An 11,923-nucleotide genomic window follows, 5' to 3' on the forward strand; every position below is an offset into this window, starting at 1 on the left:
GGCTGTCGCAGGTCCCGAGCACCCAGGCCAGCCCAGTCGACTGACAGCCGCGAGACCTCCGGGGGCCAGCAGCCCTGACTCGACAGCCCCGGGGCCGTCCTGCCTGGGGCTGTCTGTGCCGCGTCCGACTCGTCCAGCAGCAGTTTCTGGAGGATTCGTGGTGCTCACCCCGCACGCCGCCAGCGAGTACGGCGCTCTGCGCCACGTTGCCATGCGTTATGCCAGCAACATCACCCATGGCCTCGACGGCACCGAAGTCCACCCTGTTCTGACCCGCCAGAAGGCCGCCAGCTCTTGGAGGCCGTACGCCCCAGCCACCGTCCGTGCCGAACAGGACATCCTGATGGACCTGCTGCGCAGCCGCAGCACGGAGGTGACCCATTTCGTCCTTGCCCAAGAGAGTCCGACTTGGGACACCTATCTCAGCGACTTGCTGGGGCAGCGGAAACCCCGTTCGTCCGTCTCAGGGGCGGGCGAACGGGGGGTGTATCGGGTCAGTGCTGGTGTTGCCGGTACATGTTCCAGACCCGGGCCGCGGCCTGCATCGGCTGCGCCCACTTGTCAGGGCTCTGTTCGGCGATGGAGTCCCACAGGCACTGTTGGGCACGGGCGAGGGCGTCGAGTCCGGCGCGCGGGGCGCGTTTCCACGCCGGGTGTGCGGCGGCCACGTTCTCGGCCTGTTCCGCGGTGTGGCCGTGGGCGATCAGCCACAGCAGCCAGAGCGCGGGGTCGATCCACGCTGCGCCGGTCGATGCCCACCCCCAGTCGACGAACAGGGCGCCGGCCTTCGTGATGAGGACGTTGTGCGGGTTCCACTCCGTGTGAAGGAGACTGTCGCCTTCGAACCATTTCAGGTCGGCCGGGTCGTCGACGTAGCCGCGGAGTCGGTGCGCCATCTCCTTCAGCTTGATGTCGGGGGCCGGGAGCTCGGCGAGCTGTGCCATGGCCGCGGAGATGGCGGGCAGGTCGGAGGAGCCGGGGGTGAAGTCGGCGTGACTTCCCTCGACGTACTGGAACCCGAGGAGGCTCCACCCGTCGGCTTCCACGAGCCAGCGCAGTTCGGGGGCGATGTCGCGCACGTACGGGGCGATGTCCGCCTCGCGTTGCTGCGTCCAGACGCGGGGGTGGTCGAGCGGCAGGCCCTTGACGAACAGGGTGCGGGTGCTGGTTCGCACGACGGCGGCGATGGAGCTGTTGAGGCCCGCGTGGACGGTTCCGATGTCGGTGATCCGGCCGCTGGCTTTCTCGATCAGCGAGCGCACTTCGTCCGGCAGCTCGGTGATACGCGGAGTGGGCATGAATTCTCCAGAGGTACGGGCGTAGGGGGGGGCCGGGGGTGATGCGCGCCCCCGACGGTTGAGCTACTTGTACGGGTTGTCGTCGTTGCAGCCGGACTCAATGCTTGCGGTCAGCTCGGCGATGTCGCCGACCAGGACGATCTCGGCCGGGTCAGCGGGCGCGGGTGCGGGTGTGATCTCGACCATGACAGCAGTCATGACGACCTCTCTCCGTGTTGGCAGTAGTTTCTGAGTGGTGCCTTCGCTTCCTGGAAGACCCGTGCCATCGGTCGGCACACGCGGCAGGTGGCTGAGAGTTTGCAGCCGCTGCATCCTCCGGTGCGAAGCATGAGGGACTCGGCGATCCGGCCGAGTCGGGCAAGGCCTGGCACACCTTCGGCGGTCAGGTCGATGCTGGGCTCCCGGCCGACCTTGCAGATCGAGGCGCGGCCGAACGGGTCGGCGTGGAAGAAGGTCACACCCGCCGGGCAGCCCGTGAACGGTTTGCGGTCGGTGAGGTATTCGGGCGACTGGGACGGCAGGGTTTCCGTGGTGCCGTGGATCGTGGGCGAGATGTTGGCGTACTCGCGGAACGGCACCCCGAGCTCGGTGGCCCAGGCCCGCATGGCGTCGACCTCGTGCGCGTTGGTCCGCACGATGATCAGGCTCAGATCGATCCTGAGGCCGGCTTCGAGGGCCTTGTGCACCCCTTCGCGGAACCGGTCGAAGCCGCCGCGCCGGCGGGTCACCGCGTCGTACGTGTCGGCCGTCGCCCCGTACAGGCTCAGCGTCAGCTTCGTCGGCGGGTAGGTGCGCAGCACGTCCAGGACACGGTCCCTGCGTAGCTGGGAGCCGTTGGACAGGACTTCGAGCTGCATGCCCAGCTCGTTGGCGAGCCGGTAGGACTTGAGGAAGTCGGGGTCGATCAGCGGCTCTCCGCCGGTGATCTGGAGCCAGAGCACCCCGGCGTCGCGCATCACCGTCAGCAGCGTGCGCTTGCCCTGCATGTCGAGGCCTTCGAACCGCTTCTCGCCGAGGTAACACATCTCGCAGTCGTAGTCACAGCCGAGATTGATCTCCCACGTTGCCCGGCTGAACTCGTACGGTCCCGCCTCCCGCAGCAGGAGGACCTCGTCGAGGGCCTGGCCGGAGACGTCCATCTGCCACTGGGCGGCCACGGCGTCGACGAGCCACCCGGGTACGCTGCCCGGCACCGTGATCAGAGTCCGCAACTCCTCGAACTTGGAGTGGGGAAGCTGTACGGCTTTCGGGCTGCCTCGGCGTAAGAGGAGGCGGTGCTCTCCGAACGGTGTGGCAACAAGCTGGCGCATGGTGTTCCCCCTCGCGGTTGATTCCCTGCCGCCGGGTGCCAGGTCAGGTGTCCGGCGGCGGCGGGGAGTGGAACCGCGTGCGGCGGAGGGAACCAGGGCGTACGCCACCGCCGCACGCGGAGATCAGGAGATGGTGCTGAGAACAGCTCCGAGGAGTTCCTCGTGCGGGATCGGGCCCGGCTTGAACCGGCCGAGGAAGTCGGCCAGTGGCCAGTGCGGCACGAGGCGGTCACCGCGGCACGGGCGCAGCCAGTACGGGCCCGGCGGCTCCGTCTGGAGCAGCGGTGGCAGGGCGAGTTCGTACGGGGCGCCCAGGCAGGTGCCGTAGCGGTGGGGCTCCCAGGCCGCGTGTGTGCCCGGGGGGACGAGCCAGATGAGCCAGCCGCGCTCCGGGTCCTCGATCACGGGGCCGCAGGCGTCGAGGCGGTGGCCGGGGGCGTGCTGGGCGATGTCCATGAGGTCCACGACGGCGTAGGCGTCGGGGCCGGCGGCGGTGACGACGATGTCGAAGAACAGGCCGCCTAACGGTAAGCGGAACGGTCTCCCCTGCTGGAGGTTCATCAGGTTCCGCACGCGTGCGGCGAGGCTGCCCATGCCCGTGGTGACGTCCTCGGATGCGATGTCCAGGACGCGTGTCGTGAATTCGACGCTGTTCGGCATTCCGCGGAGCGGTTTCGCCGCCCGCTGGGGAAGGGGGGCGGGCGTCATGCGGAACCGTCCCAGGTCGCTGGGAGGAGGGCTTGTACGGTCTTGCCGATGACCATCCCGTCGCCATCCCTCTTCAGGTCCCACGAGATCGTGCCGCGGTAGTGGGCAGGCCACCACAGCCCAGGGGGTGAGAGGCGGGACTCGGGGCTCTGGTTCGCGACCTGGTCGAAGCGCGGGAAGTCGGGGAACGCGTCGTCGACCTCGACGAGCAGTTCGTCAGTTTCGCCGTGGGCGAGCAGCCGAAGGACGATCTTGTCGTCGGGGAACGGCTTCCCGTGCCGGACGGCATTGTCGGCCAGGTGGGAGGCGACCCGGGCGGCGGCGTCGATGTTGCCGGGCCACTTGGACATGGTGAGGCGGGGGCGGGCGCGCAGCCGTGCGTTCGCTGCCGCCCCGTCGTTGGCGGCCAGGCGGGCAGTCCACCGAAACGGGGACCGCTCCGCGGGCAGCGGCAGAAGTGCGGTCGCAGTGTCGGTCGGGCGCAGCACGGTGACGGTTGCTCCCCCTGGCGGGGGGTCCGTTGGGGCTGCGGGTTCGATTGCGCGCGGATTCACGGGGAACTCCCAGGTTCACGATTGTGCTCGGTTGCGTACTCTCAGCTAGTAGGCGATCAGCGTTCACCCGTGGCCCGTGCCTTCACCATGGCTTGCAACATGGCCTCTTCGCCTCTTCCGGGCGGTGCAGGTGGCCTCCGGGTAGCTTTGAAGTACCTTCTGCACGGGCTGGGTTGCGGCGGTGTGCGGTTGCGGTATCCCCTTCCCGGAGAAGGGATCGGCGCGTAGGCCGGCTGATCGTGGCACCGCGGACTGGGGACGGGATGAGAAGTGCTGAGCCGAGGACACTGCTCGCGTGGCTGTGCGACCGGGACAGGCTTCCTTACCGGCGGTTCGAGGAGCGGTTCACCGAGGCCGGTGTGCGGCTCTTCGGGAACAGTCCCAACAACCCGACGTGCGGTGAAACGCAGTTCCGGCGGTGGACGGGCGGCAAGTTAGCGACATCCCCCGGCCCGGCGACCTGCCAGGTTCTGGAAGCGATGTGGCCCCAGTACAAGGCCGAGGAACTGTTCGGGCCGCCGCCGCAGACCGATCCCCAGGCACCCGCGAATGACCTGGAAGAGCGAGTTCGAATGACCGCAGATGACGCCCTCCAAGGCGCCGATGCAACCGCATCGGCGTCCATCTCAGACAACACCATCGATGAGCTGCGCGACCAGGTGACAGGTATCGCCCAGCGATATCACCTGGTGTCACCGGCACAGGCCTATGAAGAGGCCGATCGGTTGCGCCTGCTGATCGAGCGGCAGCGGGACCGGACGCAGGTCCCCGTCCAACTGCAGCAGCTCATGATCCTGAACGGGCAGTCGGCTGCTCTGTTGTCGGTCGCAGCGTTCGACCTCGGGTATTTCCCGAGCGCCCGCAGCCTTGCGCGTACGGCTGCCATGTTCGGCGAGACCACCCGATTCACCCCCCTCCAGGCCTACGCCGACGGCACGTTGGCCTACATCGCCTACCACACGGGCAGCGCCACCGAGGCGGTGGCGAAGGCCACGCGCGCGCTGACGTACGGCGGCCTCGGAGACACGGCCCACCGGCGTCTGCACGCCATCAAGGCCCGAGCGCATGCGCATCTCGGCGATGTGGGCAGTGCCCGACGGGCCATACTGCTGTCCGCGGAAGACGGCACGGGCCGTTGCGACGAGCTCCACGACGAGATCGGCGGGGAATTCGCGTTCTCGCCGGAACGGCTGGCCATGTCCACCAGCACGACGGCATTGCTCATGGGTGATGCAGCGCAAGCCGAAACTGACGCTCGGCGCGCTCTGGAGCTCATCGAGCAGCGGCCGAGCGAGCAGCAGTCGGAACACGTGCGTGCCGGTGCGGCGGCAGACCTCGCTTATGCCCGGATCCTGGCCGACGACGTGGACGGCGCAGCCGACGCCCTCCAACCGGTGTGGGCAGTGCCGACGGAACACCGGCAGACAGGGATCGTCGTCCGTACGGCACGCATCGCGCGGCATCTGGCCAGGCCCGAGTACCACGGCGCACAGACGCCGACGGCGCTGGTGGAACGGATCGAGGACTACAACCGAGTGTCTCCACCCCACCGGATCGGCCCGCACATAGGGCTCCACGCGATCGAGGGCTGACTCACAACGAGGCGAGGATCTTCGCCTCCGTCTCCGGGGCGATCCCGTGCTCCGCCCACCGCGGGTGGTCCACGGGCCGCCCGTCGGCCGCCCACCATCGCCACGTGTCACGGACCGTCTCGGCGATGGTGCGGCATTCCAGCCCTGCCGCCACTGCGCGGCTGGAGTCGACCGCCCACACCCCGGCGTGAGTGCGCCACAGAGGCAGCTCCGTCCACTGCTTGACGCCCTGTTCGACCAGTACTGAGGGATCAACCCAGACCGGTGCTCCGGCACCGCCCGTTTCCGTCAGGCACGCTTCCAGGAAGTCGCGGAACGAGATGCCATCGGGGTGGGTGACGTTGAAGCCGCCGCGCGCCGAGCCTGTCGCCTGTGTGAGAGCGAAGCGGGCGACGTCGCGCACGTCGACCGGCTGAATGCGCTGCTCGGCAGGAGCCGGGGCGAGGATGCGACCGCCCCGCTTGGCCCGCTCCAGCCACCAAGGCAGGCGGCCCACGTACTCGCCGGGGCCGAGGATGACTCCAGGGCGGAGGAACACCGCAGCGTCACCGAAGACTTCGGTCACGGCCCGCTCGCCGCCGGCCTTCTGGAACCCGTATTGGGTAGGCGAGCCGTCAGCGCCGGTGTAGCCGTACGACTCGTCGGCGTCCGGTGGACATTCGAGGAGCGGTGAGTCGTCGGTGAGCGACAGGTGCGGCCAGCCCTGATAGACGGACACGGTGGAGATGTGCACCCATCGGTGCACGACCGGGCGCAGCGCGGTCGCGGCCGCCAGGACGTCTCGGGGTGCGAGGTCGGAGCTGGAGGTGTCGATCGCCGCGTCCCACGGCCCCTGTGCCGCAAGGCGGTTCAGGTCGGTGATGTTCGTACGGTCGCCGCGGAACGTCTCCACGCCTGGCACGTCGCGGCCCGAGAGCCCACGGTTGAACGTGGCGACCTCCCAGCCTCGCGCCAGTGCGTCCTCTGCGATGCGCTTGCCCAGGAACCACGTACCGCCCATGACCAGAATCCTCATGGAGTGGATCCTGCCGTGCCGCCGAATGCAATGGAAGCGCCCCGCACGGTCGATGGCCGTTGGTAGCGAGGCCCACGCCTGGTGCGCGGTGCGATCCGTGCGCCGAAGGTGAACTGCCGCGCCCGAACGTAAGACCACCGGTCGTGGAAATTCCCGATGATCTGGTTGAACTCGAGCGCGCTGCGGAAGAAGCGCGCGTCCGCCTTGCTGGCCTCACCGGTGATGAGTACGAAGAGCAGTAGCGAGCCTGGTGTACCGAGGCTGGGAAGGTCCAAGCCGCGATCACCAAGCACGCCGCGTCGACGGAGGGGATGTCCCGGGTCGGCGTCGAAATGGCCGTCAAGAAGGCGGTGTGGCATACGGGCGAGGATCCCGCGGAGTAGCCACTGCGCCGGACGGGCCGTTATGCCTCCGTCGCCGGAGTGGCGATGATTCGGACACCGTTGACGAACTCCCCGGGCTTGGGGGCTGGGATTGTCCCCAAGCCAGGGGCCTTGCCTGCGGTTGCGTTCCACCCAGCGCGGAACATGTCGCTTCGGAGCAGGGCGACCTCGTCAGCCAACGCCTCCATCTCCTCGACGGAGATAGGGGTCGCTCTATACCCCAGGTTCTTCCTGACGGGGTTCAAGCCCTCGATCCCGGTGCCCGACTCGTTCTGCGAGTAGATGGCGTGGACGATCTTGTTTCGCCGGTCGCGGAACCTGTCGGCGCGCTCCAGACACTTGGTGATCTCATCGACGCCCTCGGGCTCGATGACGCCGTTCGTCAGAGCCAGTTTGCAGAACTGGATGAGCTGATCGGTCTTCGCGGCGTTGGCGTACTTGATAAGCGTCGGTTCGAAGGCGATGGAGCCGAGCAGGCTCCGGAGAGAGTGATCGAGCTCTCCGGCGGCGAGCGTGATCCGACCAACGGCTTCGAGGAATGGATCCCGTTCCCGCTTTGGGGTGTCGCTGAGGGGCATGGCCGGAAATGGTACCCAGCCGGCTCAGCCCGAGTCTGCTGAATTTCCTTTCCTTCTCTGGGCATTGGGGTCTGACCTGCACCAGACCCCTTCACCGATCCGAGGCTTTGTGCGGCGATCGTGGACCGGCTCACCTTCAACACCTCCATCATCGAGACCGGTATCGAGTCATATCGCCTGGCCCGCTCCAAAGCCCAGAAGAACAAAGCCGCAGGGTGACACGCTCCGGTCAGCCTTCCAGGCGAAGCTCCTCCTGGTCCAAGCGGATGCTGAGCTGGCTTCCCAGCTCGCGAAACCCCAGCGCCCGTGCAACGTTACGGGAGGCCATTGGACGGGCACGCCACTGCGGGAGCAGACCGTCGGCGAGTGCCTGCGCCACCGCCGCAGAAGCGACCTGTCGCGCCAGCCCGCGGCCTCTTTCCCCCGGCGCGGTGAGCACGCACAGATGGGCCGCTGCTGAGGGCCAGGCTTGAAACCCCGCCGCGGCCACCACGTTCGCGCCCTTGCGCACGACGAACGCAGCGGAGGTGATCTCGTCCATCCCGCTCTCGCCGGCGTCCTCGGGCGACACCGACTTCACCAACGCCATCAAGTCCTGATGCCCAGGGGCAAGCCGTTCAACGGAACGGCTCGCCGGCACCGGGCGGAAGCTGTCACGTGACACGTATCCCAAGACTGCCGGACCGAGCATCTCATTAACAGGCAATACGGCCCGAACCGCTTCTGAAGACGTCAGTGAGCTGGTCGGCATCACGGCCAGGAGCCGACGCAGAACCTGCGCATCCCTGTCCGTCGGCGCCGTGACGATCGCCGAGTCACCCAGCACCACAATCCCAGCCCACGAAGGCGGAGCCAGCTGCGAGGCGGGCGACGTGACCACGTTCAAGCCCTCCACCAAGGGAAACGACACCGGCACAGCAGCCAACGTTTCCCACACACCCTGAGCCTGCTTCAGCAACGGATCAACAGCCATCAGCCGATCCTGCCACCCCGAGATCACAGACGCCGAGGGATTTCGTTGGCCGCCCAGCGGGAAGATGCCGCAGGTGGTCCCAACGCAAGCCAATCCCCGGGGCCACTTCAGGACGTCCGGAAGCCTCCAATTCCCCACCAACTGGGGCCGCTCGAAGCCAACATGCCGGAGCCGCCGAATGACTCCAGGGCCACGTCTCCGACATGTTGCCGCGCTATGGGGGTGGGCAGGTCATCGGGGTGAACCAGAAGTGCCACGAGAACCGGCCGCGATGCGAATTTTCCAAGTCCGGCGCTGGCGACCTCACCGCGTTGTCGGATCACCTGGGATAGGCGAGCCGGGCAACATAGCCGACGATCGCCGGTTAGGGAAACCGGTGTTTGTACGGATGCTCGTACCTCTGTTGGTCCCATGGCGGACCACAGGCTCAGTGCAGGTACCGAGCAGGAGGCGGTCGACGATGCGTGAAGGGCACCCAAGGCTTCGAGCCAGAGGAGATCAAACTTGGCAAGGAAGAGCGGCATGCGCAGAGGCGGTTGAGGTACTCAAGGATCCCGATCTCTTCTTTCCCGGAACGCCTGTGGACGAACAGCGCGTGCGTCTCGCCAAGGGGATCTGTTCATCCTGCACGGTCAGGAAGATGTGCCTTGAGGCCGCCCTGGAAAGTGGTGACGCCGCTGGTGTTCGGGGCGGATTTACGGAGGCGGAGCGCAGGGTCATGCGGAACCGCTTTGAGCTGCGATGTGATCCTGTGAGGGTCGAGGCGGCGCTGGTCGGGAGGGACGTGTATCTCACCAGACCCGAGAGACATGAGTTGATCCGGCGAGCTGCCGAGTCCGGCACGTCTGTTTTGCGGCTGGCCGAAGTCCTCAAGGTGTCCGAGGCGCACGTGAAGAAGCTCATCCGGCGGGAGTTGAGGTCCTGCGCTGAACACCCAGAAAGTCCGTGCATCGGGCGGGCCGTTGCTGAAGTCGCCCTGATATGAGCCGAGCTGAATCAGTCACCGGGGCGTGCGGTGAGCGAGGGATCCAGTACCTGGGAGTCGACGAAGCGGCCGCGTACCTCAATGTAGGCCGACGCTGGATGTATCGGGAGTCCCAGCGTCATGGGGTAGCGAGGTACTACTTCGGTGGGAAGCTGAGATTCAGCATTGCTGAGCTGGACGCGTGGGCGAAGCAACAGAAGGTCTCCTGAAGGGGGGCGGGTAGCGACCCGCCCCCCTTCTCGCTACAAGCCCTCGTTCAAGAGCTTCGCGGCACGGCCGATGGAGGCCGGCATGAGGTGCCGGTAGATCTTGAAGGTCATGTTGATGTTCCTGTGCCCCATCCACTCCGCGACATCGGTGATGGGTATGCCCCCGGCCAGGCAGTTGGAGGCGAAGAAGTGGCGCAGCGAGTACGTGGTCAGCTTCTTGTTGATCGCTGCCTGTCTCTTGGCGGCGCCCCATTGGTAGTTGAGCGTCGTATGGGCCCAGTAAGGAGACCGCTGGGTTCGTAGGAGGTATCCGTTCGCGTCGGCGCCGTGCTCCTTCTCGTAGCGGAGCAGGGACTCCCGTACGGTCCACGGCATCGGAGTCTCACGGAACTCTCCGGCCTTGCGGTGCTTGAGGGGCGCTCGTTCGCGCGTCTTTCCTTCTATCTGTTCGGTGATGCGGTAGACGTCGTCCGCGACCATCCGCTCCAGATTTGCGGCGAATGCCTCTCCGTTACGGAGCCCGGAGCCCGACATGAGGTCGATGATGATCCGAAGCCCGTCGCTGCTGACGGCCTTGAGGGCGTGTATCTCGTCCAGCGTGGGGATGGTGATCTCCCGCGGGACATACTCGGGCGGTACGACGCCGTCGAACGGATCCTCGGCGATGCCGCCACGGCGGCGCGCGTCGAGGAGAATCTTCTTCAAGGTGTCGAACGCGTTCTGCTGAGCCGCGAGACCGACGGAACGTTCCTCCATCGACATGATGAAGTCGTCGACCGCCGTCGCCGTGAATGTGTTCATCCGCCGAGACTCCAGCACGGGCAGAATCTGGCTGTTGAGGACCTGGGTGACTGAGCGAGTGCTGCCCGGGGCGTAGTGCCGTTGCCGGGTCAGCCAGGCGGCGGCGTATTGACCGAAACGCTGTTTTCCGAGCTCTCTTTTCAGTTCGGCCTGGGCGCGGGGAGTGGACCGCTTCTCCTCGTAGACTTTGGTCAGCCGGTCGAGCGCCGTTTGCTGCGTGGAGTAGCCGGTCTCCTCACGCTGCCGACCTGCCGCGTCGCGGTAGCGAATGGCGTACGGGTGGCTGCAACGGTTCTGGCGGGCGCAGGCGCAGCTTTTGAAGAAGCTGCCCATTCCGCGGACGAGCTGGGTCGCCAAGTGCGCGTCTCCTGACTCATGCTGGGAGTTTGCTGACCAAGGGCCTCTCAGCATGGGACTGACCTGCGGCCGCGCCAAACTAGAAGACGTTGATGAGCATCTTCATGGGTACCTCCCGATGGGATTGACGGACGGGTTCCTGGCCTGTGTCTTCCCTGGTCAAACCTGGTGCGGATGGTTTTGACCTTGATCTTTCGCGGTGCTCGCCGTCGGGCCGCGGCGGTGCTGGTGCCGACCCGATGCCGACTTTCGTGACGGCCTGTCGGATGCGTGGAGTGATGGAACGCGAATCGGTGAGAGGGCTGTCACCCCCAGTATTGACCTTGCGGTAGCGAAGGTCACGCGTGCGGACGCCCAGGTCCTCGCCGAGCGGGCGACCTGGGCGGACGGACCCCCGTCCGCCGGTCGTTCGTCAGGAGTCGCTGGAGGGTGCGGATGCCGACAGGCGCCTGCGGAGGGTGCCTTCGAAGTCTTCGGCGCGTGCGAGCTGGACCCGCAGCTTCTCGACCTGTTCGGCGGCGGCCTGCTGGTAGGTGCGGACGCGGTCCAGCAGGGTCTCGAGCTCGTCGGCACCGAGCGCGTCCTCGGCATCGAGCCGGTCGGTGGCGTCGAGCAGGTCGCGCATCTGGTCCAGGGTGAAGCCGAGGGGCTTCATGCGGCGGATGACCATGAGACGGGCGACGTCGGTCTCGGTGTAGAGACGGAAGCCGCCCCGCGAGCGGGCGGAGGGGACGACGAGGCCGACCTCCTCGTAGTGCCGGATGGTGCGCAGGGACAGCTCGGTCCGCGCGGCGACCTCTCCGATCTGCATGTGCTTGCCGTCCACGCCCGTGGTCCTCCGGCCCTTCTCGTCTCGACCGCACCCGCGCGCGGCCGCGTCGATCTCTACTCTAACGTGAGGGTAGAGATGGTGGTGGCGGCCGGGCCGCATGCTGCCGTTCCGAGGCCGACGGCCCCGACAGCGCGCCCCTGGCCCGGCCCGATCGATGGACGTTGCGCACCCGAACGGGCAAGGAGCGCATCGCCGGGCCCTGCGCGGACGACCGGCGCACCGTCCGGACCTGGCCGACGACTGCCTGACCAGCACCGGCCTGAGCATGGACGACCGACCGGCATCACGCGTTCGGAGTCGGCACCGCACACCGCACGGTCGTTGGAGC

The 11,923-nt window shown here is 67.1% G+C and carries 13 protein-coding genes and 1 pseudogene; 4 read left to right on the forward strand and 10 right to left on the reverse strand.

The annotated features are described in order from the left end of the window. Positions 1 to 494: 494 nt before the first annotated feature. The 5 genes from CW362_RS15150 to CW362_RS43290 form a co-directional block, all read right to left on the reverse strand. A complete protein-coding gene (locus tag CW362_RS15150; RefSeq protein WP_240657802.1) occupies positions 495 to 1,298 on the reverse strand; it encodes an aminoglycoside phosphotransferase in 804 nt (267 codons plus the stop codon). Positions 1,299 to 1,361: 63 nt separating this feature from the next. Continuing rightward, positions 1,362 to 1,496: a hypothetical protein gene (locus CW362_RS45260; RefSeq protein ID WP_276313668.1), complete on the reverse strand. Its 135-nt coding sequence runs from the start codon at positions 1,494 to 1,496 to the stop codon at positions 1,362 to 1,364. After that, positions 1,493 to 2,509 (reverse strand): radical SAM protein, encoded by a 1,017-nt coding sequence (locus CW362_RS15155; protein WP_338069058.1) that lies wholly within the window; start codon positions 2,507 to 2,509, stop codon positions 1,493 to 1,495. Before CW362_RS15155 ends, CW362_RS45260 begins: the two co-directional genes overlap by 4 nt. Before the next feature lie 222 nt (positions 2,510 to 2,731). Further along, positions 2,732 to 3,268 carry a hypothetical protein gene (locus CW362_RS15160; protein WP_103549980.1) on the reverse strand — a complete coding sequence of 179 codons (537 nt, stop codon included), beginning with the start codon at positions 3,266 to 3,268 and terminating at the stop codon, positions 2,732 to 2,734. Between the two features lie 44 nt (positions 3,269 to 3,312). Next, positions 3,313 to 3,804 (reverse strand): ATP-binding protein, encoded by a 492-nt coding sequence (locus CW362_RS43290; RefSeq protein ID WP_162684084.1) that lies wholly within the window; start codon positions 3,802 to 3,804, stop codon positions 3,313 to 3,315. Between the two features lie 329 nt (positions 3,805 to 4,133). On the opposite strand from CW362_RS43290, the gene CW362_RS15165 reads away from it, so the two are divergent. Next, positions 4,134 to 5,462: a DNA-binding protein gene (locus tag CW362_RS15165; protein ID WP_103549981.1), complete on the forward strand. Its 1,329-nt coding sequence runs from the start codon at positions 4,134 to 4,136 to the stop codon at positions 5,460 to 5,462. A gap of 1 nt (position 5,463) precedes the next feature. Here the strand turns inward: CW362_RS15165 and CW362_RS15170 are convergent, their stop codons facing one another. Together CW362_RS15170 and CW362_RS15175 are read right to left on the reverse strand one after the other, a co-directional pair. Continuing rightward, entirely contained in the window at positions 5,464 to 6,477 is a 1,014-nt protein-coding gene (locus tag CW362_RS15170) for an NAD-dependent epimerase/dehydratase family protein (RefSeq protein WP_162684085.1), read from the reverse strand. A 403-nt stretch (positions 6,478 to 6,880) separates the two neighbouring features. Continuing rightward, the gene (locus tag CW362_RS15175; protein WP_240657803.1) at positions 6,881 to 7,438 is read right to left on the reverse strand and encodes a hypothetical protein; all 558 of its coding nucleotides are present in this window, start codon (positions 7,436 to 7,438) and stop codon (positions 6,881 to 6,883) included. Positions 7,439 to 7,528: 90 nt separating this feature from the next. Between CW362_RS15175 and CW362_RS44045 the strand changes: the two are divergent. Then, positions 7,529 to 7,657 (forward strand): annotated as a pseudogene (locus tag CW362_RS44045) (IS21-like element helper ATPase IstB); the annotation flags it as partial. A 10-nt stretch (positions 7,658 to 7,667) separates the two neighbouring features. Here CW362_RS44045 and CW362_RS15185 read toward each other — a convergent pair. Then, positions 7,668 to 8,411, reverse strand: a complete 744-nt coding sequence (locus CW362_RS15185) for a GNAT family N-acetyltransferase (protein WP_103550047.1) — start codon at positions 8,409 to 8,411, stop codon at positions 7,668 to 7,670. Between the two features lie 460 nt (positions 8,412 to 8,871). Between CW362_RS15185 and CW362_RS43295 the strand changes: the two genes are divergently transcribed. Continuing rightward, positions 8,872 to 9,396, forward strand: a complete 525-nt coding sequence (locus CW362_RS43295; protein ID WP_162684086.1) for a WhiB family transcriptional regulator — start codon at positions 8,872 to 8,874, stop codon at positions 9,394 to 9,396. Then, the gene (locus tag CW362_RS45630) at positions 9,393 to 9,605 is read left to right on the forward strand and encodes a helix-turn-helix domain-containing protein (RefSeq protein WP_103549983.1); all 213 of its coding nucleotides are present in this window, start codon (positions 9,393 to 9,395) and stop codon (positions 9,603 to 9,605) included. Before CW362_RS43295 ends, CW362_RS45630 begins: the two co-directional genes overlap by 4 nt. Positions 9,606 to 9,638: 33 nt before the next feature. Here the strand turns inward: CW362_RS45630 and CW362_RS15200 are convergent, their stop codons facing one another. Both CW362_RS15200 and CW362_RS15205 read right to left on the reverse strand, forming a co-directional pair. Then, the gene (locus CW362_RS15200; protein ID WP_240657804.1) at positions 9,639 to 10,763 is read right to left on the reverse strand and encodes a tyrosine-type recombinase/integrase; all 1,125 of its coding nucleotides are present in this window, start codon (positions 10,761 to 10,763) and stop codon (positions 9,639 to 9,641) included. Positions 10,764 to 11,175: 412 nt separating this feature from the next. Beyond that, the gene (locus CW362_RS15205) at positions 11,176 to 11,589 is read right to left on the reverse strand and encodes a MerR family transcriptional regulator (protein ID WP_206300961.1); all 414 of its coding nucleotides are present in this window, start codon (positions 11,587 to 11,589) and stop codon (positions 11,176 to 11,178) included. Between the last annotated feature and the right edge of the window lie 334 nt (positions 11,590 to 11,923).

The sequence above is a fragment of the Streptomyces populi genome, assembly GCF_002911015.1.
Taxonomy (GTDB): Bacteria; Actinomycetota; Actinomycetes; order Streptomycetales; family Streptomycetaceae; genus Streptomyces; species Streptomyces populi.

Excerpts from the sequence above, each read along its gene's own strand:
- CW362_RS15150 (WP_240657802.1), bottom strand. The coding sequence starts at position 1,298 with ATGCCCACTCCGCGTATCACCGAGCTGCCGGACGAAGTGCGCTCGCTG.
- CW362_RS45260 (WP_276313668.1), bottom strand. The coding sequence starts at position 1,496 with ATGACTGCTGTCATGGTCGAGATCACACCCGCACCCGCGCCCGCTGAC.
- CW362_RS15165 (WP_103549981.1), top strand. The coding sequence starts at position 4,134 with ATGAGAAGTGCTGAGCCGAGGACACTGCTCGCGTGGCTGTGCGACCGG.
- CW362_RS15170 (WP_162684085.1), bottom strand. The coding sequence starts at position 6,477 with ATGAGGATTCTGGTCATGGGCGGTACGTGGTTCCTGGGCAAGCGCATC.
- CW362_RS15160 (WP_103549980.1), bottom strand. The coding sequence starts at position 3,268 with ATGCCGAACAGCGTCGAATTCACGACACGCGTCCTGGACATCGCATCC.
- CW362_RS15185 (WP_103550047.1), bottom strand. The coding sequence starts at position 8,411 with ATGGCTGTTGATCCGTTGCTGAAGCAGGCTCAGGGTGTGTGGGAAACG.
- CW362_RS45630 (WP_103549983.1), top strand. The coding sequence starts at position 9,393 with ATGAGCCGAGCTGAATCAGTCACCGGGGCGTGCGGTGAGCGAGGGATC.
- CW362_RS43295 (WP_162684086.1), top strand. The coding sequence starts at position 8,872 with ATGCGTGAAGGGCACCCAAGGCTTCGAGCCAGAGGAGATCAAACTTGG.
- CW362_RS15175 (WP_240657803.1), bottom strand. The coding sequence starts at position 7,438 with ATGCCCCTCAGCGACACCCCAAAGCGGGAACGGGATCCATTCCTCGAA.